This window comes from Flavobacterium sp. SLB02, from assembly GCF_009664855.1.
Taxonomy (GTDB): Bacteria; Bacteroidota; Bacteroidia; order Flavobacteriales; family Flavobacteriaceae; genus Flavobacterium.
Map to the genome: position 1 here is coordinate 5,838,819 of NZ_CP045928.1, position 20,500 is coordinate 5,859,318.

Here is a 20,500-nt window from a genome sequence, read left to right on the forward strand (position 1 = left end):
TCCAATAATTTTGGCTCAAAACCAGAATTATCGGAGTTGGTAAGATAAAGATTACCGCTATTGAGCGTTGGCTCTTTTTGGCTATTATTTTTTCAAAAGTTCTTCTAATGCTTTTTTACCGGCGTCATTGGTAGGATCAAGTTCTAAAGATTTTTTATAGTTTGTAATGGCTAATTTTTTGTTGCCGTCTTTTAGATAAGCTTCGCCCAAACTATCATAAACATTTCCTGATTTTGGATACGTTTCGGCATTTATCCTGAAAACCTCTATGGCTTCTTTAGTTTTTCCGTTTTGAAGCAGTTCGTATCCCACTCTATTCATTTCTCCTTCAGAAATGGCGTAAACAAGATCATTTTTAAGTTTGTTATATGTATTTAAACCAGTTGTAACTCCTTGTTCTGAGAAACTATCCAGTAATTCAAATGCTAAAGACATTTTAGGTGCTTTAAACGACTGATTGTATAAAATAGCACGAATAGACTGGCTGATTTCATTTAAAACCGTTCCACCTGTATTGTTTAATAAAACGATTAGATTTTTATCTCCTGGAATTCGGTAAATGATAGTATTAAATCCGTTAATTCCGCCACCGTGCTCTATAACTTTTACTTTGCCTGTTGCTCCGTCAGCTTCTTCGATAAACCATCCGTAACCGTAAGATCCTTTTCCGGCTTTGATATAAGAATTAAATAAAGATTCCATTGATTTTGATGAAAGTAATTTATTGGTATAAAGCGCCTGATCCCAAAGATAAAGATCTTCGACAGTAGAATATAATGAACCCGCAGCATACGGAATACTCATGTCAAGGTAAGGAGCATTTCTGATTTTTTTTCCTCTTTTTTCGTAACCAGAAGCTCTGTTTTTCAAAATAACATCTGCATGATCGTAACCGGAGTTTACCATTTTTAATGGATTAAGAATGGTTTCCTGTAAATATTGCTCATACGATTTTCCCGAGATTTTTTCTATAATGTATCCCAATAAAAAATAGCCTGAATTACTGTAATTGAATTTCTCACCAGGCGTAAATTCAAGTGCTAAATTCGAAAATGTTTTTACAAATTCTTCAGGAGTATAAGGATTTCGGCTATTATCTTTAAAGAAATTAGGAAGAGAAGTGTAGTTTGGAATACCTGAAGTATGGGTAAGTAAATGATGAATCGTTATTTTATCACCAGTTGCTTTTGGATAATCAGGTAAATACGTAGTAATAGGAACATCTAATTTAATCTTGCCTTCTTCAGCTAATTTTACAATCAGGAAAGCTGTAAATTGTTTACTGATAGAGCCTAATCTAAACTTCGTGTCGGGCTCATTAGGAATATTCCATTCCATATTGGCAGAACCAAATCCTTTTTTTAGAATTACTTTTCCGTTTTCGGCCACAAGGGCTGAACCGTTAAACTGGCCGTATTGATTGTACTTGCCAATAAGTTCGTCAATTTGTTTTGCTTTGTCCTGTGCAAAAGAAATATTTAGGGCAAAAAACTGAAGCAAAATGCTAAGAACAATTAGTTTGATTGATTTTCTCATAATGATTGATTAGTTAATTATGGTTTAATGATCGATTTTGATTGATGATTGAAACTTTATAATCACGAGTGATTAAGATGGCGCCTTTGGGTTAGACGACTAATTTTTAATTAAGTTTCAGGATAAACCATTTTTTTTCATTTTAATCAAAATAATGAAGATCAGGGCACAGACCAAAAATTACTTTTTGACAGGTCTATGCTCATAACTAACAATTCTTTTCAATTTCCAGTCCTTATCTTTGAGTTCCCATATATGAATAAATTTCCCCGTTCCTTCCGGTTTGCCATCAACATAAAAAGTATGTTCGCCTATTTGTACGGCGCCAAAATCGCCCAATTTGTCGATAGTACAGGAATTTAGTTTTCGGGTTAGTTTTTCGGGTCTGCTGCATTTTGCGTCCAATGATTTTATTTCATTTTCTTTCGAAACGTTCAAACCAAAACGGTCGTCATAAAATTCAACATCGTCAGCTATTATTTTTTTAAATTGTGCAGCATCACATTGGTTAAAGGCAACATCAAAAAGCAAACTGTCCATCTTAATGATTTCACTTTTTAAAAGATCCGTCTTGATAACTTCACTATTCGTTTGAGCCACTGCTTGCCTGCTTAGAAAAAAGATAAAAAGCATTATTACATTTATCATCGGGTTCATCGTTGTGTCTTTGTTCGTGTCCATTTTACTTCGTTTCAATTTCAATTATTTTCTTTCCGTTTTCGCCCAAATAATGATTCACTATTTTTTCGTAAACTTTGTAACCGTCATCTACATTGGTAAAAATAATTAAGCCTTGTTTCGTTTTTGGTAATAATAAAACAATGGTTTGAACGCCTTGGTCTGCACCGCCATGTGATAGCGCATAATTGTCATTTCCCAGATTATATATTTCGAAACCCAGCCCAAAATATTTGTTTTTCTTGGTTTCAACCTGATGCGATGTCATCTCATCAAACACTTTTTTACTTAACCCATCGCTGTTCATTACGCTGCATAAAAATGTTCCGTAATCTTCGATTGTAGTTAGTAAATCATCGGCGGCATTTGCCGTTTTATTCTTAGTAGGTTCGTAGGCATTTCCTTTGTTGTCGTAACCAATAGCAAATCTTAAAACATCGGTGATATCGTTCCAGACAAATTTAGTATCAGTCATTTTTAGTGGTTTAAAAATTAATTCATCTGCTAATTGTGGTAGCGTTTTGTTGAATTTCTTTTCAAGTGCTTTTCTCAAGTATTCAAATCCTTCTCCGGAATATTGATATTTTGTTCCGGGTTTAAATTTAAAGTCAAGTTTGCGGGATTCGTTCATAAATCTCCAATTCGGGAAACCCGTTTGATGGCTTAGAACAATTCTTGCCGTCAATAGTTTTGTGTTGGGGTCATTTGCAATATCGGGATCCGTCCAGTATTTGTACAAAGGCTCGTCTAAATTGAGTTTTCCTGCACTTGCCAGTTTCAAAGCTACGACTGCTGTTACAGGTTTAGTCAACGAAGCAACATTCCAGATGGTATTGTAAGGAGCTGTAATACCTTTTTTAAGTTCGCCAAATACTTTTATTTGTTGAAGCTTTCCGTTATTGATAATGCCTATTCCAAGAGTGGGAACATTATTTTCTTTCAGCCATTTTTCGGTTGCAGCTTCATTATCAAAAAGATTCGATTTATCTGTGGTCGTGCTAATCATTTTATGATCGTAACTAAGTGATCGTGATAATTTCCACTCTTTGTTTTGTAACAACCAGAGATGAGTGAATTTAGCAAAACTCCCTGGTTCTTCTGGTTTACCGGGTGATTTTTCATAAAAACGATGGGTTGACATTTGTATTGCACCATATAAAATTCCATTTTTATTGTACAATGGATAAATTTCGGTACTTCCTTCGATTAATTCCCTGCGGTAATTATATTTTCTTGTTGGTGAACAGATCCCGTTCTTCAGATTGTATAAGAATTTGGCTTTGTCTGAAACACTGTCTTTATCATGATAAAACTCAAAATCGGTAGTATATAAGTCTTCAAATTGTTTTATATCGCAAGTATTAAAGCCAACATTAAAAAGAAGGCTGTCTCTTGACATAATAGTTTTGTAGAGTTCAGAGTTTTTTTCTTCCTGAGAAAATCCAATATGGAATTGGAGCAGTAGTATGCCAACTAAAATTGCTTTTAACTGGAAAAATGAGTTGTTGATTTTCATTTTTGATTGATTTTGATTGATTGATGATTTTGCAATAGTACGGTAAACATTGCTCGTGAAATTGTACAAATGCGAAATCTTATCTTTTTTTTGAAAGAAAATAAGAATCAGAATTGAACATTTTTGGAGTTGTTTTGGTGACGTCTTTAAACTTTTTTATAAAATGTGATTGGTCAAAATACTTGTTATAAAGTGCAACATCAGTAAGTTTCAATTTCTCTAAATCAGAATTCACCATTTGATCTACTGATTTTCTGAATTTCAGGGTCTGAATATAATTTTTGATGGTAAGCCCAGTCGCTGTTTTAAATTTAATTTGAAGCGATCTTTGCGAAGCATTTAGATTTTTTCCTATTTCCGAAACCGTAATTTCTTCATTTTGAAGTTTGATGATTTCGCAGATCTTTTCGATTGCATTTTTATTGGGATGTGCATCACTTAATTCTTCAAAATAAGAATTAATTGTATTTAATAATACCGAAATATCAATGCTTATATCAGTTTCGATTTTAGTTTGAAAAGGTAATTCGGCAGCATCAATTGTAACAATAGCATCTGTAAAATTGCTCAGATCGTAATGAGGAAACATCGAAAGTGTCCAGGCGTGTAATTGGATTATGGTAACTTTAGTTTTAGGCTGAATATTAACCAAAACTTTATTGGTCATTTGCGAACAAAAGTAAAAACCTTCGCTCATAGTATATTTTTTTTTACTCGTATGAACTTCGATGGCATTTCCGTTAACAATAGCAAGGTTAAAACAGCCATTGGGTAAAACAAGTTTGTTCTCGATCAGGCTTTCGCCGATGCTGTTGTCAAGACACCAAATTTTATTGACGAACCTTTCAGTTTTTTGACTTACGTAATGTTCGGAGTATAATTGCATTTGGGTTTGTTCGTTAAACTTTTATTAAACTTTACTATATTCAATTATTGTTTCATTCTCAATTTTTCTCCCATTCTTTTTAATGATTTTAATCGGATAGTTGTCGGAATTATATTCATATTCATAAGTATACGAATTGCTATTCCAGTTACAAGATTTAATATTATTTTTTGAAATCTGATATATTTTTAAATAAGCTTGCGGAAATACTAAATCAAATGGATTTCTTTTATCGTCGTATTTATAATACTCATTGGATTCCGATTCTTTTTCTTTTAAAAGATTACCTTCTTTATTATAAGTGTATTTTGTTTCCCGGTTCGAAATTCCTTCTGTTTTAGTTTGCTTTTTTACAAGCTGTTTGTCTGCGTTGTAAATAAAATTATCGACATGAGTTATTTTATCATTTTGATAACCTATGGCGTTTTTTATTAAATCGTTTTCATAATTGTAAACAACATTTATAATCGATTCCATTTGTGTCATGATTTTATTGCCTTTTTTAATCTTTGCAAATGGAAAAATATTATACATTTCTTTTAATTTTCCATTTTCATATTTTATTGTAGTTTCATTTGTTATAATATTGTTGTCGGTTGTAGTTACTATTTTCGAGACCAAATCATTTTCATAAGTGTACTTGACTACTTCTTCATTTTGGAGAACGCCATTTTCGTAATTTTTTATTACCTTTTTTATAATTTTTAAACTATCATTTGGATTGATGTTCAATTCAATTTTGTATTTTGAATAGCAAATTGTTCCAATTACGATGAATATTAAGAAGGTAATTTTTTTCATGCTTAGAATTTTGATTATAAATATGATATAAAAAACCGTATTTAAGTGATTTAAAATTTTGAAGTAAGCTAAAGTACTCTTTTTTGTCTAAAAAGCACAGAAGGAGATTTTATATGAATTCCCCAAAATAATCTCTCTTTGTCTTCTCCCATTCCTCCAAAATCACGCTATAATAAACATCATCTTTACTCTTCCCTTCAGAGTCTACATAATTATTTCTAAAGATTCCTTCTTTTACTGCGCCTAGTTTTTCTATAGCTCTTTGAGATCTGTTATTTTCAAGATCAGCACTAAATTGTATTCTTTTAAATTGAATGTTTTCGAAACCAAAATTTAGTAATTCGTATTTGCAGGCTTTGTTTAAACCTGTTCCCTGAAAATCTTTTCCGTACCAGGTCCAGCCAATTTCGCATTTCTGGCTTGCGTGATTGAGGTATCCGTAACGTGTGCTTCCGGCAACTTTATTGGTTGCTTTATCTATAATTAAAAACGGATAACATATTCCGTCTGCCTTTTGTTTTAAGGTGTTTTTGATATAATTGTCGAAATCAGCATCATTTCTAATATACATTCCCATGAATTTCCAGATTTCATCATCAAAAATGATTTCTTTGAGTTCGATGTTTCTTTCGTTTTCAAATGGAAGTAGTAATACTTTTTCGTTTTCAAGAATGATATCAGATTGTAATAGTTCGCTATTCATGGTATTTATTTGATTGAAGTAGTTCGTTTATTGCCCACGGATTTTACTGGTTGAACAGATGGACACGGAATTTTTTTTAGCGATGTGCTTTAGGTTTTAATAAAAAAAACTGCGAAAATCCGTTCAACCCGTCAAATCTGTGGGCTTAATTTTTTTCTCATCAAGCGAAAGTAGGCTTTTTCGGATTTCTAATAAATCTATAAAAACGCAAATTTGTTATGAAAACTAATGCTGCATGAGGGATAGGAGCGGTATCTCCCGATTTAGAAAAACAAGGCTTTTTAGCGGTAGTTTTGTTAATTGGGAATATAGCGGATAGCCCGACCCGCTTTTTTCGGCCGGGTCATACCTAAATAATAATAACGAATAAGTCTAAATATTTGGTTTATTTTAAAGCTTTTTGTGTATTTATTACTTATTTTTACGATCTTATATTTAGATTTTTCTTGATGCAAACTCCACTAAAAATTGCTGTTGTAGGTTCTGGATTGGTAGGATCACTATTGGCAATTTATCTCAAAAAAGCAGGTCACACCGTTCATGTTTATGATCGCAGTCCTGATATTCGCAAAATTAATTTTTCGGGTCGTTCTATAAATCTTGCTATGTCTAACCGTGGCTGGAAAGCTCTTGATGGCGTTGGTGTTGGCGATTCGGTTCGTGAAATCGCGATTCCGATGGACAAACGTGCGATTCATTTGGTTGATAAACTCAATTTTCAGAACTACGGCCAGGAAGGCGAGTCGATTTATTCAATTTCCAGAGGAGCTTTAAACCGGAAAATGATTGATCTTGCTGAACAAGCAGGAGCCGAATTTTTGTTTGAGCAGAAAATCTGGGATGTAACGCTAAGTGATGCGACTTTGCATATTGGCGAAACCGAAAGAGGCGAGTGGGAGGAGAAAAAATACGATATGGTTTTTGGTGCCGATGGTGCTTTTTCAAGAATTCGTCATAGAATGCAACGCCAGAGCATGTTTAATTATTCGCAGGAATTTTTGAATATGGGATACAAGGAATTGAATATTCCGGCAAATGCCGATGCGACGCATAAACTGGATAAAAACTCTTTTCATATTTGGCCTCGTGGTGAATATATGCTGATTGCGCTTCCTAATCTTGACGGAAGTTTTACCTGTACGTTATTCATGCCGTTTGAAGGTGAAAATTCTTTTGCATCGCTTACAGATCGTAAAATGGTCGAGGATTTCTTTGAGAAAAACTTCCCGGATTCGATTGAAGTGATTCCGAAACTGGCAGAAGATTTTTTTAAAAATCCAACCAGTACTTTGGTAACTATGAAATGTTTTCCCTGGACATATGAAGATAAAATTGCCTTAATTGGCGATGCCTGTCATGCGATTGTTCCGTTTTACGGACAAGGAATGAATGCCGGTTTTGAAGATATTACGGTTCTAAACGAAATGATCGAAAAGTACGAAGACAACTGGAAGAAGATTTTCTCTGAATATCAAATTTCACGTAAGCCAAATGCTGATGCCATTGCAGAGCTATCTTACCGAAATTTCATGGAAATGAGTACCAAAACAGCTGATGAAAAATTCTTATTACAAAAGAAAATAGAAAAAGCATTTTCTGATAAACATCCTGATAAATGGATTCCGCTTTACAGCCGCGTAACTTTTAGTGATCGCCCATATGCCGAAGCTTTGGCCATTGGGGATTTTCAAAACGCAATTATGGAAGAAATCCTAAAACTGGATAATATTGAAAATATCTGGAACACGTCCGAAATAGACAATAAGATTTTAGAGTTATTGCAGAAGTAATATCAAAAATCAATTACAATATCAATCTCAAATTTTAAATTGATTTTTAATATTGTAATTGCTATTGATTTTTGCTATTCTAATTGAGTTTTGATATCGTAATTGAATTTACTTTTTAAATATTTTTGATAAGACTCCAAAAACACCTCTGATAAAAGTAGCGCTCGTTACGACTTTTAAAACTGATTTTGTCACTACACTTGTCGTGCTTGGTTCGGCTTTTGATGATTTTGTAGGCGCTTGTTGTTCTTGTTGTGCGCTGGCCTGAGCTGCATCGGCAATTTTTTTGTTTAGTATTTCATAGGCACTTTCACGGTCAACTTCTTCGGCATATTTTTTTACTAGCTTTGATTTGCTGTTAATGGCTTCGATTTCATCAGAAGTCAGAACGTCCATTCGGCTCATTGGTGCACGCATCATAGTAGCAACAAGCGGGGTTGGAATTCCTTTTTCGTTAAGTGCTGTAACCAGTGCCTCTCCAATTCCTAAGCTCGTTAGCAATTCATCTGTTTTATAATATTGTGAAGTAGGGTAATTGTCTGCTGTTTTTTTAATCGCCTGACGATCGTTTGCAGTAAAAGCCCTTAAAGCATGTTGGATTTTTAGACCTAATTGTGCCAAAACACCGCTAGGAACATCCATAGGGTTTTGAGTAACAAAATAAATACCAACACCTTTGGAGCGGATCAGTTTTACAATCGTTTCAATTTGTTCTAATAAAACTTTACTGGCTTCATTAAAAATCAAATGCGCTTCGTCGATAAAGATCACCAATTCTGGTTGCGACACATCTCCTTTCTCCGGCATTTGCTGATAAATCTCGGCCAATAAACTCAGCATAAAAGTCGAAAACAGTTTTGGTTTGTCTTGAATATCAGTCAATCGAATGATGTTTACGTATCCTTTTCCGTTTTCATCAATTCGCATTAAATCATCAATTTCAAAAGATAGTTCCCCAAAAAAGATATCGCCTCCCTGTTGTTCTAATTCTATTATTTTTCTTAAAATAGTCCCTGTTGTTGCCGTCGAAATTTTGCCATAATTGGCAGAGATTTCGTCTTTGCCTTCTTCGGTAATATAATTGATTACTTTTTTGATGTCTTTTAAGTCCAGCAACGGCATGTTGTTGTCATCGCAATATTTAAAAATAACTGCAACAACGCCCGCCTGAGTATCGTTAAGATCTAAAATTCGGGAAAATAAAACAGGGCCAAATTCAGAAACTGTAGCCCTTAAACGAACTCCGTTTTGTTTGGATAAAGACATTAATTCAACCGGAAAAGAAGCAACATTATAAGGGATATTTATTTTAGCATGTCGCTCTGTAATAAAACCTTCTTCCTTTCCTTCTTCTGCAATTCCGCTAAAATCCCCTTTTATATCCATCATTAAAACAGGAATTCCGGCATTTGACAATTGCTCAGAAAAAACCTGAATAGTCTTTGTTTTTCCGGTTCCGGTTGCGCCGGCTATAAGTCCGTGACGATTTAAAGTTTTTAGCGGGATTTTGACATGAGCTTCAGCAAGCGGTTCTCCGTCAAGAATGGCTCCGCCCAGAGTTATACTATCGCCTTTAGAGGAATAACCATTGTTTATATCTTGAATGAAATTGTCTTTTTTATTCATGTTTTATTTGTAATTTAGATGATTATAAGAGTATTGCTTGGTTTTTTAACATTTTGCATTCGTTTTTTTTAGTAAGAAAAAGCTTTTAAGGGTTGAAAATTATATAAAAAATAATTTCGCAACTTTTTAAGAAGATATCAACGGAATGTTTGAATATTTACTAAAACGTTGTAATTTTCCCATTAATAGCCCTGTTTTTTGTTTTATCAAAAAAATGACGGCGGCAATTTAATGAGATATTTTTTAAATTGACGTTAAATTTCATTCAATTAAATTAAAAAAAGTTTTTTTATTTAAACTAAACGTATAAATTTGCTCCTCTACAAGTTAAATATAACTAAAAAATAAAAATTATTTAAAACTATTAAAATTAAAAAAAATGGCAAACGTTAAAGTTAAAAAAGAAAGCACTTCAAATGGAGGAGGAATGATTACAGGAATCATTATTGTAGCGTGTATTTTAGTTGGGGTGTTTATTTGGAAAGTTATCATGGGAGATGCTGCTAACTTCGAAGGAGGTAATCCAGAAACAGGTCACCCGATCAATACATTAGGTCAAGTATATAAAGGAGGTTTTATCGTACCGGTATTATTAGGTATGTTTTTAATGGTTGTTGTGTTTTCTATTGAAAGATTTATCGTTATTGGTAAAGCTGCTGGTAAAGCTAACTTAGATACATTTATGAAAAATGTACAAGGAAACATTAAAGAAGGAAACATCGAGGCTGCAATCGCTTCATGTGACAAACAACAAGGTTCAGTTGCAAATGCAATTAAATCGGCTTTGGTAAAATACCAAGATGTTAAAAAAGAAGGTTTCAACAGTGAAGAGGCTGCAGAAGTAATCCACAAAGAAATCGAAGAGGCAACTTCATTAGAAATGCCAATGTTAGAAAAAAATATGACTATTATCTCTACTTTAGTATCATTAGGAACTTTAGGAGGATTATTAGGAACTGTATCAGGTATGATTAAAGCGTTTGGTGCTTTAGCTTCTGCTGGAACTCCAGACCAGGCTGCTCTTGCAACAGGTATCTCTGAAGCACTTATCAACACTGCAACAGGTATCTCTACTTCAATCTTAGCGATCGTTTCTTATAACTTCTTTACTGCTAAAATTGATGATTTAACTTACTCTATCGATGAGGCTGGTACTACAATTGTAAATACTTACAGAAGATTCAGAGGAAGTTTGAAACAATAATTAATTTTTGATTAGTATTAATTACAATTAATTATATCAAAATAAAATAAAAGATAATGGCTAAAATAAAAATGAAAAAAAAGTCAACATCGACAGATATGACTGCCATGTGTGATGTTGCGTTCCTTTTGCTTACGTTCTTTATTTTGACCGCTACTGCTAAAGTGCCAGAAGCACTTCCTGTAGATATGCCTTCTTCTGTTGCTCAGACTAAATTGCCTGATTCGGATTTAGCTATCATTACAATAGGAAAAGGTGCAGATGGAAAAAGCAAAGTGTTTTTTGACCTAAAAGGTAGAGAGATTCGTAAAAGAACTCTTGAAGGTATGGGGGCAAAATACGGTGTGACTTTTACAGAAGACGATAAAACTAAATTTGCTTTAATGGATGACTTTGGTGTGCCATTGACAAATTTGAAACAAATCATCGATCTGAAAGCGGCTGACAGAACAAAAGCAAATCAACCTGGAATTCCAATAGATTCATTAGATAATCAATTAAAAGACTGGCTTTTGGTTTCAAGAAGAGCTTCGATCGATCTTGATGATAAAGAATTGAAAATTGCAATAAAAGGTGATGCTAAAGAACAATATCCACAAATCAAAAAGATAATGGATATTTTACAAGATCAGAAAATCAATTCCTTTAACTTAGTTACAGGTACGAGAGGAAAAGACTTTTAATTAAAAAATATACACTAAAATGGCTGAATTAAATACCGGCGACGGTGGTGGCGGAAAAGGTGGTAAAGTAAGAAGTAAAAAGCAGAATTCTAAGGTCGATTTAACGGCAATGGTGGATTTGGCATTCTTATTGATCACGTTCTTTATGTTAACCACATCGTTGTCAAAACCTCAAGCGATGGATTTGTCTCTGCCAGATAAAGATCCTAATGATAAAGATCCTAAGGATACAAAAGTAGATGAAAATCGTACGATGACTGTAATGCTTGGTCCAGACAATAAAATGGTTTATTACATGGGATTACTTTCGGCTCCTAAAATTGGACCTAAAGATATTGCCTATGGTAAAGACGGAATTCGTAAAGAATTATTAACTCAGAAAAAAGCAGTTTTAGCTTATTCTACAGCTTTAGGGAAACCTAAAAATGGAATTATAGTTATTATCAAGCCAACTAAAAAATCAAATTACCGAAATTTGGTTGATATTTTGGATGAAATGGCGATTTCAGGTGTAGAGACTTACGCTATTGTTCCTGAGTTTAGTCCAGAAGAAACGAAATTGATAGATAAAAAATAAGAGCAATCTTGTTTTAATCCTTAATAATCAAGAAATATGAAATTAGATATAATTAAAAATCAGTGGCTTGATATCGTATTCGAAGGGCGTAATAAGATATATGGTGCATATGAGTTAAGAAAATCTAACGGTAAGACTACTGTAAAAGCTCTTATCATTGGTTCGCTTATCTTTAGCGTTGCTGTTGCAGCTCCTCTTATTGCAAGCTTTTTACCAGATTCTGAAGAAGAAGTGGTAAACAACGATATTAAAATCGCGACAGTAAAATTACCTCCTAAAAAAGAGGAAATTAAGCCAAATCAACCACCACCACCACCACCACCACCAAAAGTGGACCAGGTTAAGTTTGTGAAACCGGTAGTTGCCAAAGCAAATGAAATTACTGAAGACCCACCAAAAATTGTGGATCTTAAAGATAAAAAAGTAGGTAACGAAACTATCAAAGGAGATCCGGATGCAGTTTTAACTGTTGATGAGCCAGTTGGTAAAGGACCAGTTACTGAGATCATTCAGGAAGATAACAATGTTTATAATACTGCAGGTATCGAAGTAAAACCAGATTTCCCTGGAGGAATTGAGAAGTTCTACAAATTCGTAGGAAATAATTACAAGACTCCGGAAGAAGAAGGTTTAAAAGGTAAAGTTTATGTTACTTTTGTAGTTGAAAAAGACGGTTCATTAACCGACATTAAAGTTTTAAGGGATATCGGTTACGGTACAGGAGCAGAAGCAATTCGTGTTCTTAAAAAATGTCCAAAATGGACTCCCGGCGAACAAAATGGTAAAAAAGTTAGGGTACTTTACTCGCTTCCTATTACTATTCAATCTGCAGAATAATGTTAAAGGATAAGCTTAATAATATTCAGAAGAAATCGCTCAAAGAGCGATTTCTTCTTGTTTTAGGAATAATGTTTTTTTTAATATATCTTGTACTGGGTTTAATGATTATGTTCTGGAAGAAACTTCCTTTGGATATGGAACCTAAATACAGATATGCTTTTGGCGGATTATTGATCGTATATTCAGGAATTCGTTTTTTAAGATTAATCAATTCAAACGCAGAATAATTATGTTCAAATATGGTAAAATTGTAGGTTTGATAGTTTTTGTTTTTTTGTTTGCCATGTGTAACCAAAAAAGTAAAAATGAAGCTGAGAATGAAACAATTTTAAAAGGATCAATAGATATTACTGTCGATGAAACAATAAAACCTATTGTAGAAGATATGGTGGCTGTTTTTGAAGGTACTTACTATGATGCTAAGATTTCACTAAAGCCTAAATCTGAAGCTGAGCTTATAAATGATTTGCTAAATCAAAAAGCAAAAGTTGTTGTTACCACCAGAGATTTGACTCAGGAAGAGAAAACAAGATTTGAAAAAAGCAAGATTAATCCTAGAGTAACGCCTTTTGCATCAGATGCAATTGCTTTTGTTACTAATAAAAGCAATAATGATACATTAATTGCGTTGAAAACCGTGATTGATTTTTTGCAGGGTAAATCAGATTCTGGAATTAAAGGACTTGTTTTTGATAATCCAAATTCAAGTACGGTTCGATACATGAAAGAATTGGCAAAGGTGAAAGATATTCCATCAAAAAACGTTTTTTCTTTTAAAACTAACGACGAAGTTATTAAATTCGTGTCTGAGAATGATGGTATGATTGGAGTAGTTGGAGTAAATTGGTTGTATCAGCCATCTCCAAATATGCTTGACATCGTTAAAAAGATCAATGTGATGAGTGTAAAAGGTCTAAATGGTGACGGATATTATAGTCCTACCCAAAATGATCTTGGTGAAAAGAAATATCCTTTGGCACGTGATTTGTTTATTATAAATTGTCAGGGTTATACCGGTTTAGGAATGGGCTTTGCTTCATTCATTTCAGGAGACATCGGACAACGTATTGTTTTAAAATCAGGATTATTGCCTGTGAGAACTCCAGGAAGAAATCTTAAGATTAGAAGTCAAATTATTAAAGATAAAGAATAAATTAATTACAATTAAAGATGAATAAATTTAAAATTTTTAGTCTTGCCTTAGTTGCTTCAGCTACTGTTGCAAAAGCGCAAGACATCAAAGAAGCTAAAAAGGCAATCGATGCTGAGCAATTTCAAAAAGCAAAGTCTTTGCTTAAAACAATCATCAAGGCAAAACCTTCTGACGGAGAAGCTAATTTTGTTTTAGGTAATATATATTTAAATCAAAGTATTGTTGATTCAGCGAAAATTTATTACGCAAACGGATTACAGGCATCTGATAAGAAAAGTTTAAATTATATCGGATTAGGTCAGATAGATCTTGATGATAAGAATGCTGCTGCTGCTCAGGCTAACTTTGGTTTAGCGACAAAAGATATGAAACGTAAAGATGTAGAAGAGTTTATTTACATCGGTAGAGCTTACATTAACTCTAATAATCCTGATTATCCAGCTGCAATTGCTGTTTTGAAACGTGCTTTATTAATCGAGCCTCAAAATGCAAACGCTCTTTTGACAATTGGTGATGCTTATTACGGTTCAAACAATCAAAATGATGCTTACAAAGCTTACCGTGATGCATTTACTGCTGATCCAACTCTTTTAAGAGCAAAAATGCAATTAGGAGTTTTATTAAAAGGAGCTAAATCATACGAAGAAGCAATTAAATCTTTTAATGAAGTTATCGCGATCAACCCTAACTACGGTCCGGTTTACAGAGAATTAGCTGAAACATATTACAAATGGGGAAGAAACAAAACATCTACCGCTAAAGTGAATATGCAAAATGCAATTACAAACTATGAGAAATACTTAAGTCTAACAGATTACTCTTTAGATTCTAAAATGCGTCACGCAGATTTCTTGATCTTAGTAAAAGATTACAAAACTTTGGAGACTGTAGCAAACAAAATGATTGCTGAGGATAAAGTAAACCCAAGAATCTACAGATATTTAGGGTATGCTGCTTACGAAAACGGAAATGTTGATGTAGCAATTAAATCTATCGAAGATTTTATCAAAGTACCTTCAAACAAAGTAATTGGTAGAGATTATTTGTATTTAGGATTATCAAAAATTAAAAAAGGAACAAATGCTGAAGGAGTTGTAGATCAGGCTGCTTTTGATGCTGGTATTGCTGATATTAAAAAAGCAATTGAATTAGAGCCTTTGGTAGTTGAAGAACTTGCTGATTTAGGGAAAGCATTGTTTGGTAAAAAACAATTTGCACAAGCTGCAACTGTTTTTGAACTTGCAGTTAATAACAAAGAATCTAAAAATTATTTAGATGACAATGTGTATTATGGTATTTCACTTTATTATGCTAACGCAAATAAAAAAGATGGTGCTCCGGATGCTGCTGCTTTAGCAAAAGCTGAAAGTGCTTTTGACAGAGTTTTAGAAGCTTCTCCAACTTATGATGAAGCATACTTATACAAAGGAAGAATCAATAACTTACTTGAGAAAGACGATTTGATTATCAAAAACTACGAAGAGTATGTAACTAAAACAACTGCAAAAGGTCCTGAGGAATTAGCAAAACCTGCTACAGTTAAAAAAGTAGTAGAAGCTTACAATAGTATTGGTGCTAGTTATGCAAATACTGATAAAGCTAAAGCAATTGAATATTTCAATAAAACTTTAGTTTTAGATCCTGCAAATGCTTACGCTGCACAATCTGTAAAAGCTTTAAAATAGTATAAGATCTTTTATTGAAATATAAAACCGGTAGTTCTTTGAACTATCGGTTTTTTTTGTTCCGTATTTAATTGACTATCTTTGCACTTTAAAATGAAATAATGTTATCAAAAGAAATACAATTAGAAGTAAATAAAGGAGCTATGTTACCTTTGATGGAAGAGTTTTATACCATTCAGGGAGAAGGTTTTCATACAGGAACGGCCGCTTACTTTATACGAATTGGAGGTTGTGATGTTGGTTGTCACTGGTGTGATGTGAAGGAGAGCTGGAATGCAGAATTACATCCGCCAACTAGTGTTGATTTAATTGTAAATAATGCCGCAACTCATGCAGACACTGTTGTAATAACTGGTGGAGAACCTTTGACCTGGGATATGAGTTTGTTAACTCAGGAATTAAAAAACAGAAATTTAAAAGTTCATATCGAAACCTCAGGAGCCTATCCATTAACAGGTACTTGGGATTGGATTTGTCTTTCGCCTAAAAAAAATAAATTACCAACACAGACGGTGTATGATAATGCGCATGAATTGAAAGTGATTATCTACAACAAGCACGATTTTATTTTTGCAGAAGAACAAGCAGAGCTGGTCAACGACAATGCAATTTTGTTTCTTCAGCCGGAATGGAGTAAAAAAGAAGAGATGACGCCATTGATTGTTGATTATGTAATGAACAATCCAAAGTGGAGGGTTTCACTTCAAACGCATAAATATTTGAATATTCCTTAAAGGATATAAAAAAATCTCTTCAAGCGAAGAGATTTTTTATTTAGGATAAATAATATACAGTGTGTAAAAAAGAAACAGCTTTTTTATTTCCAGTTTTTATATTTTTTTAAAGTAGTAATATGTGCCAAATGATGATTGCCGTGCCAGGCGTATGTGGCAATCAGTAGTTTTATTTTATATTCCGAATTGTTTTCAGGATGAATAAAAGATTTTTCCAGATCTTCATAAGACAAATTCTTCATAATAAAAGCAAGTCTAAAATGTAATCCTTCCAGCAGGGTTAAAGTCGGCTCAATGGGCATCTTTAAATTATCAGGCAAGTACGACCATAAATTTTCATCATATGGTTTTATTACCGGATTATTTTCTGTCAAAGCCCATTTTATTCTAATGTAACAATTCATATGGCTTTCGGCACAATGATGCATCACCTGTCGAACAGTCCATCCATCCGGACGATATGGCGTATCTAATTGTTCATCTGTTAAATGTATCGTTTCTTTTTTCAATCTCTCAGGAAAAGATTCGATCTCATGAATTTTATCAGAAATGTATTCAGGGCTAAATTCCGTTGGAAACTCAAATTTTCCTATCGGATATTTTAATTTTTCTAAATCTAATGCTTCCATGATCCTTAATTTTTAATTTTAAATCGAAAGTTTAGCCAAATAATCATAATGTTCACCTTCTAAAATAAGCTCACAATTTAATCCATTTGCGGCAGCTGCATTTTGAAGTGTGTTGTAATCCAAATACAACCAGTCAAAAGGTTCTTCTTTTTCTCCTTTATACGAAATATTGAAAACAAGTTCTCCGTAATAATCATTATTAGACAAAATCCATTTTCCCCCGTCTTCATCTTCATCAAACATATAAATGATATCAGAGCTATCCAGTAAAATTTGTCCGCCCGGATTCAAAAGAGACTTTAGCTTAGATAAAAATGTATTGCAATTTTCCAGTTTACCAAAAATACCAACACCATTCATCAATAAAATAATGGTATCAAATTTTTCGCCTTCAAAATCTAGTATATTTTGAACTTTTGCATTCTTAACGCCGCGAAGTTTGCAAGTTTCAATAGCTTTTGCTGAAATGTCTATTGATGTCACGTCTAAATTGCGATCATTTTGCAGGGATAAACTATGGCTTCCTGCGCCGCACCCAACATCTAATACTTTACCACTTGCCAATTGCAGTGCTTTTTGCTCGAGTTTAGGCATTTGGTTATAAGAACGGAATAAATAATCTACACTCATTTCGTCTTCTTCAGAAATGGTAGTTTCTGTAATGATATCTTCAGGCGAATTATTGGTTTGAAAGTCGAACATCGCCTTCCCAAATAGATCTTTCATTGTATTTTAGTTCAAAGTTTAGGGTTTCAAGTTTAAAGTTGTTTAATTTTGCATATCAACTTTAAAAAGTAAACTTGAAACAAATTTTAAATAACTTAAATAAGTTAGCCAAAGATAAGCATATCGAAAACAAAAAGTATTTCGATAAGCTGAAAAAGAAACAACCTAAGAATTTAGATTACGTAATGCAGGATTTGCATGACGCCGAATTTAAAAAGACAGATTGTTTGCAATGCGCCAATTGTTGCAAAACAACCGGGCCATTATTTACTCTGGCAGATATCGAACGAATTTCAAAATCATTCAAACAGAAACCACAGCAATTCATTGAGCAATATCTTCGAGTAGATGAAGACAAAGATTATGTGCTAAAAAGTGTTCCCTGTACTTTTCTGGATAGCGAGAACTATTGTATGATTTATGATGTTCGGCCAAAGGCTTGTAGAGAATTCCCGCATACAGATCGTAAAAAGTTTCATCAAATTGCGGATCTTACCTTGAAAAATGTTGCCATTTGTCCTGCGGCATTTAATATAGTAGAAGAGATGAAAAAGAAACTTCCGTTATAAGGGTTTAAAACTTTTGTAATTGTTTTTAGAAGCCATTCAATTTTACTTTTTAAAATGTATTTTTGATTCGGATCAATAAAGTCCAATGATAATTAATAAAAGACAACTAAAATTTGAGTTTAGAATATTTCATAGCCAGAAGACTTATTACTGCCAAAGACTATAAAAGCAGTATATCAGCGCCAATTATAAAAATTGCCATTTCGGCCATTGCCATTGGTATTATTATGATGATAGTTTCAGTTGCTACCGGAATCGGGTTGCAGCAAAAAATACGTGATAAAGTTTCAGCTTTCAATGGCCAGATTATAATATCAAATTTTGATAATAACAATTCTGAGGTCACTTTGACGCCAATTTCAAAAAAACAGGATTTTTATCCCAATTTCAAATCAGTTCCGGAGGTAAGCCATATTCAGGCCATCGCAAGTAAAGCCGGAATTATTAGAACCGAAAATGCTTTTGAAGGAATTGTTTTCAAAGGAGTAGGAGGAGATTACGATTGGAATAATATAGAAGAATATATTGTCGATGGTAAAGTGCCTGATTTTTCTAAAACTCTAAACGAAGAAGTTTTAATTTCCAGACTTCTCGCAGATCGTCTTAATTTAAAAGTAGGAGATAATTTCAATACTTTCTTTATTAAAGAAGAACAGGGCAAAATGCCAAACAGCCGTCGATTCAAAATTGCGGGTATTTTCAATTCGGGATTTCAGCAATTCGATGCCACCTATATAATAGGAGATATTCGTCATATTCAGCGAATCAATAAATGGACTCCGGATCAGGTGGGAGCTTTTGAAGTATTTGTCAAAGACTTCGATAATATCAAAACAACAGGAATTCAGGTATACGATCAAACATCATCGAATTTAGACACAAAAACCATCATCGAAAAATACAGCTATATTTTTGATTGGCTACAATTGTTCGATTTCAATATCGTCGTTATTCTCGGGGTTATGATCTTAGTAGCTACTATAAATATGGTTGTCGCATTATTAGTGCTTATATTAGAGCGCACCCAAATGATCGGAATCCTAAAGGCAATGGGCGCAAACAACTGGACAGTTCGCAAAATATTTTTATATAACGCATTCTATCTTATTATACGAGGATTGTTTTGGGGTAACCTAATTGGCATCGCAATATTGTTGATTCAGCAGCAATTTGGAGTGGTTCAGTTAAATCCTGAAAACTACTACGTCAACCAGGCACCGGTCTATCTAAACTGGGGATATATCGCCTTGCTAAATTTACTTACCATTACAGTTTGTTTTGTTGTCCTATTAATTCCGTCCTATATAATAACGAAAATCTCACCAGTCAAAGCCATTCGTTTTGATTAGTAATTCATAAAATTCATAACCCGTCACTTTAGTTGATGGGTTTTTTATTTCATTCTATATAAGAACAAGCAATTTTGGAATTTGGAGTTTCGGATTTGTAATTTGATTTTGGTTTAGGAGCTATTTCCCGCTATCCGTTCCGATCTTTTGTGTCCGCCGCGGCGGACACAAAAGGATTTCCACTACTATCGAGGCTCAATAGTTTTCATAAGAGCATGTGGTTTAAAGAATGATAAAAATGCTCCAAAAGGAAAAACTTAGCACCTTTGCTTCCGAGCGATCGGGATTGCACGATTAAAAAAAAAAGGAATTCGAGCTTAGTATCTTGATGAGAACTAATAAATCTCGAAAACAAGCTTCGTGTCTTAGTGTTCTTGTGGTAATCCAACCCAAAACGGGCTTATTATAAACAAGTCATTAAATACCCGTTAAAGCAGAGAAGTCTTTAAAAATGGGTGTTTATTGGATATGATTATTGCGAAAAGTATATCTGGTTAAGGAAAATTCCTAGAAATCATAAAAAGGACAAAGTTCTAAGTTTAGTGTTATCAGAGTGTTAAGGGAAAGTTTTGAAAAACATTGAAATTATATAAGGAAAAAGCTTGTGAATGTAAATAAAGAGACTACTTTTGCACCCGCAACAGCGATAGACGTTCACTGAAATACTGACAAGCATACGAGATCAAGGCGAAAATTTATTTTCAAAAAAAGATTTCAAAAAGCTTGTGAGATTTGAAAACAGATGTTACATTTGCACCCCGCAAAACACGGAAAGTTCATTGATAGATTGGTTAGGAAATGAGAGGAAAACGAAA

Annotated in this window: 20 protein-coding genes; 11 read left to right on the forward strand and 9 right to left on the reverse strand. The window is 33.5% G+C overall.

Features of this window, described 5'->3' with window-relative positions; genetic code table 11:
- Nucleotides 1-84 precede the first annotated feature (84 nt).
- The 6 genes from GIY83_RS22315 to GIY83_RS22340 all read right to left on the reverse strand — a co-directional run bounded on the left by GIY83_RS22315 (nucleotide 85) and on the right by GIY83_RS22340 (nucleotide 6,120).
- Complete coding sequence (locus GIY83_RS22315; RefSeq protein WP_208683513.1) at nucleotides 85-1,536, reverse strand: serine hydrolase; 1,452 nt, start codon at nucleotides 1,534-1,536, stop codon at nucleotides 85-87.
- Between the two features lie 180 nt (nucleotides 1,537-1,716).
- Nucleotides 1,717-2,217, reverse strand: coding sequence for a nuclear transport factor 2 family protein (locus GIY83_RS22320; RefSeq protein ID WP_229029156.1), 501 nt, complete (start codon nucleotides 2,215-2,217; stop codon nucleotides 1,717-1,719).
- Between the two features lies 1 nt (nucleotide 2,218).
- A complete protein-coding gene (locus GIY83_RS22325) occupies nucleotides 2,219-3,730 on the reverse strand; it encodes a serine hydrolase (RefSeq protein WP_208683515.1) in 1,512 nt (503 codons plus the stop codon).
- A gap of 79 nt (nucleotides 3,731-3,809) precedes the next feature.
- Entirely contained in the window at nucleotides 3,810-4,616 is an 807-nt protein-coding gene (locus GIY83_RS22330; RefSeq protein ID WP_208683517.1) for a helix-turn-helix transcriptional regulator, read from the reverse strand.
- Between the two features lie 24 nt (nucleotides 4,617-4,640).
- Nucleotides 4,641-5,417, reverse strand: a complete 777-nt coding sequence (locus GIY83_RS22335; protein WP_208683519.1) for a hypothetical protein — start codon at nucleotides 5,415-5,417, stop codon at nucleotides 4,641-4,643.
- Between the two features lie 109 nt (nucleotides 5,418-5,526).
- Complete coding sequence (locus tag GIY83_RS22340; protein ID WP_208683521.1) at nucleotides 5,527-6,120, reverse strand: GNAT family N-acetyltransferase; 594 nt, start codon at nucleotides 6,118-6,120, stop codon at nucleotides 5,527-5,529.
- 449 nt (nucleotides 6,121-6,569) lie between these two features.
- On the opposite strand from GIY83_RS22340, the gene GIY83_RS22345 reads away from it, so the two are divergent.
- On the forward strand, nucleotides 6,570-7,910 hold the full coding sequence (locus GIY83_RS22345; RefSeq protein WP_208683524.1) for an NAD(P)/FAD-dependent oxidoreductase: 1,341 nt from the start codon (nucleotides 6,570-6,572) through the stop codon (nucleotides 7,908-7,910).
- A 108-nt stretch (nucleotides 7,911-8,018) separates the two neighbouring features.
- Here GIY83_RS22345 and GIY83_RS22350 read toward each other — a convergent pair whose 3' ends face one another.
- Nucleotides 8,019-9,536: a helicase HerA-like domain-containing protein gene (locus GIY83_RS22350; RefSeq protein ID WP_208683526.1), complete on the reverse strand. Its 1,518-nt coding sequence runs from the start codon at nucleotides 9,534-9,536 to the stop codon at nucleotides 8,019-8,021.
- 379 nt (nucleotides 9,537-9,915) lie between these two features.
- Between GIY83_RS22350 and GIY83_RS22355 the strand changes: the two genes are divergently transcribed.
- The 8 genes from GIY83_RS22355 (at nucleotide 9,916) to GIY83_RS22390 (ending at nucleotide 16,412) form a co-directional block, all read left to right on the forward strand.
- Nucleotides 9,916-10,740, forward strand: a complete 825-nt coding sequence (locus GIY83_RS22355) for a MotA/TolQ/ExbB proton channel family protein (RefSeq protein ID WP_065448545.1) — start codon at nucleotides 9,916-9,918, stop codon at nucleotides 10,738-10,740.
- 56 nt (nucleotides 10,741-10,796) lie between these two features.
- Entirely contained in the window at nucleotides 10,797-11,423 is a 627-nt protein-coding gene (locus GIY83_RS22360; protein ID WP_208683528.1) for a biopolymer transporter ExbD, read from the forward strand.
- Nucleotides 11,424-11,442: 19 nt separating this feature from the next.
- Nucleotides 11,443-12,000 carry a biopolymer transporter ExbD gene (locus GIY83_RS22365; protein ID WP_208683531.1) on the forward strand — a complete coding sequence of 186 codons (558 nt, stop codon included), beginning with the start codon at nucleotides 11,443-11,445 and terminating at the stop codon, nucleotides 11,998-12,000.
- Between the two features lie 36 nt (nucleotides 12,001-12,036).
- Entirely contained in the window at nucleotides 12,037-12,837 is an 801-nt protein-coding gene (locus GIY83_RS22370) for an energy transducer TonB (protein ID WP_194617801.1), read from the forward strand.
- Nucleotides 12,837-13,067, forward strand: coding sequence for a hypothetical protein (locus GIY83_RS22375; RefSeq protein ID WP_194617802.1), 231 nt, complete (start codon nucleotides 12,837-12,839; stop codon nucleotides 13,065-13,067). The genes GIY83_RS22370 and GIY83_RS22375 overlap by 1 nt, the downstream gene beginning before the upstream one ends.
- A 2-nt stretch (nucleotides 13,068-13,069) precedes the next feature.
- The gene (locus GIY83_RS22380) at nucleotides 13,070-13,993 is read left to right on the forward strand and encodes a PstS family phosphate ABC transporter substrate-binding protein (protein WP_208683533.1); all 924 of its coding nucleotides are present in this window, start codon (nucleotides 13,070-13,072) and stop codon (nucleotides 13,991-13,993) included.
- Between the two features lie 17 nt (nucleotides 13,994-14,010).
- Nucleotides 14,011-15,678 carry a tetratricopeptide repeat protein gene (locus GIY83_RS22385; RefSeq protein WP_208683535.1) on the forward strand — a complete coding sequence of 556 codons (1,668 nt, stop codon included), beginning with the start codon at nucleotides 14,011-14,013 and terminating at the stop codon, nucleotides 15,676-15,678.
- A gap of 101 nt (nucleotides 15,679-15,779) precedes the next feature.
- Nucleotides 15,780-16,412, forward strand: a complete 633-nt coding sequence (locus GIY83_RS22390; protein WP_208683537.1) for a 7-carboxy-7-deazaguanine synthase QueE — start codon at nucleotides 15,780-15,782, stop codon at nucleotides 16,410-16,412.
- Between the two features lie 83 nt (nucleotides 16,413-16,495).
- Here the strand turns inward: GIY83_RS22390 and GIY83_RS22395 are convergent, their stop codons facing one another.
- Both GIY83_RS22395 and GIY83_RS22400 read right to left on the reverse strand, forming a co-directional pair.
- Nucleotides 16,496-17,041 carry a YfiT family bacillithiol transferase gene (locus GIY83_RS22395; RefSeq protein WP_208683540.1) on the reverse strand — a complete coding sequence of 182 codons (546 nt, stop codon included), beginning with the start codon at nucleotides 17,039-17,041 and terminating at the stop codon, nucleotides 16,496-16,498.
- A gap of 18 nt (nucleotides 17,042-17,059) precedes the next feature.
- On the reverse strand, nucleotides 17,060-17,767 hold the full coding sequence (locus GIY83_RS22400) for a bifunctional 2-polyprenyl-6-hydroxyphenol methylase/3-demethylubiquinol 3-O-methyltransferase UbiG (RefSeq protein ID WP_194617807.1): 708 nt from the start codon (nucleotides 17,765-17,767) through the stop codon (nucleotides 17,060-17,062).
- Between the two features lie 74 nt (nucleotides 17,768-17,841).
- Between GIY83_RS22400 and GIY83_RS22405 the strand changes: the two genes are divergently transcribed.
- Both GIY83_RS22405 and GIY83_RS22410 read left to right on the forward strand, forming a co-directional pair.
- Entirely contained in the window at nucleotides 17,842-18,336 is a 495-nt protein-coding gene (locus GIY83_RS22405; protein ID WP_208683548.1) for a YkgJ family cysteine cluster protein, read from the forward strand.
- A gap of 113 nt (nucleotides 18,337-18,449) precedes the next feature.
- Complete coding sequence (locus GIY83_RS22410; protein WP_208683550.1) at nucleotides 18,450-19,685, forward strand: ABC transporter permease; 1,236 nt, start codon at nucleotides 18,450-18,452, stop codon at nucleotides 19,683-19,685.
- The last annotated feature ends 815 nt before the right edge of the window (nucleotides 19,686-20,500 follow it).

Bases quoted from the DNA above. Each gene is read 5' to 3' on its own strand.
- GIY83_RS22320 (WP_229029156.1), bottom strand. From the start codon at position 2,217: ATGGACACGAACAAAGACACAACGATGAACCCGATGATAAATGTAATA.
- GIY83_RS22380 (WP_208683533.1), top strand. From the start codon at position 13,070: ATGTTCAAATATGGTAAAATTGTAGGTTTGATAGTTTTTGTTTTTTTG.
- GIY83_RS22385 (WP_208683535.1), top strand. From the start codon at position 14,011: ATGAATAAATTTAAAATTTTTAGTCTTGCCTTAGTTGCTTCAGCTACT.
- GIY83_RS22370 (WP_194617801.1), top strand. From the start codon at position 12,037: ATGAAATTAGATATAATTAAAAATCAGTGGCTTGATATCGTATTCGAA.
- GIY83_RS22375 (WP_194617802.1), top strand. From the start codon at position 12,837: ATGTTAAAGGATAAGCTTAATAATATTCAGAAGAAATCGCTCAAAGAG.
- GIY83_RS22340 (WP_208683521.1), bottom strand. From the start codon at position 6,120: ATGAATAGCGAACTATTACAATCTGATATCATTCTTGAAAACGAAAAA.
- GIY83_RS22330 (WP_208683517.1), bottom strand. From the start codon at position 4,616: ATGCAATTATACTCCGAACATTACGTAAGTCAAAAAACTGAAAGGTTC.
- GIY83_RS22350 (WP_208683526.1), bottom strand. From the start codon at position 9,536: ATGAATAAAAAAGACAATTTCATTCAAGATATAAACAATGGTTATTCC.
- GIY83_RS22345 (WP_208683524.1), top strand. From the start codon at position 6,570: ATGCAAACTCCACTAAAAATTGCTGTTGTAGGTTCTGGATTGGTAGGA.
- GIY83_RS22315 (WP_208683513.1), bottom strand. From the start codon at position 1,536: ATGAGAAAATCAATCAAACTAATTGTTCTTAGCATTTTGCTTCAGTTT.
- GIY83_RS22325 (WP_208683515.1), bottom strand. From the start codon at position 3,730: ATGAAAATCAACAACTCATTTTTCCAGTTAAAAGCAATTTTAGTTGGC.
- GIY83_RS22395 (WP_208683540.1), bottom strand. From the start codon at position 17,041: ATGGAAGCATTAGATTTAGAAAAATTAAAATATCCGATAGGAAAATTT.
- GIY83_RS22355 (WP_065448545.1), top strand. From the start codon at position 9,916: ATGGCAAACGTTAAAGTTAAAAAAGAAAGCACTTCAAATGGAGGAGGA.
- GIY83_RS22390 (WP_208683537.1), top strand. From the start codon at position 15,780: ATGTTATCAAAAGAAATACAATTAGAAGTAAATAAAGGAGCTATGTTA.
- GIY83_RS22365 (WP_208683531.1), top strand. From the start codon at position 11,443: ATGGCTGAATTAAATACCGGCGACGGTGGTGGCGGAAAAGGTGGTAAA.
- GIY83_RS22400 (WP_194617807.1), bottom strand. From the start codon at position 17,767: ATGAAAGATCTATTTGGGAAGGCGATGTTCGACTTTCAAACCAATAAT.
- GIY83_RS22335 (WP_208683519.1), bottom strand. From the start codon at position 5,417: ATGAAAAAAATTACCTTCTTAATATTCATCGTAATTGGAACAATTTGC.
- GIY83_RS22360 (WP_208683528.1), top strand. From the start codon at position 10,797: ATGGCTAAAATAAAAATGAAAAAAAAGTCAACATCGACAGATATGACT.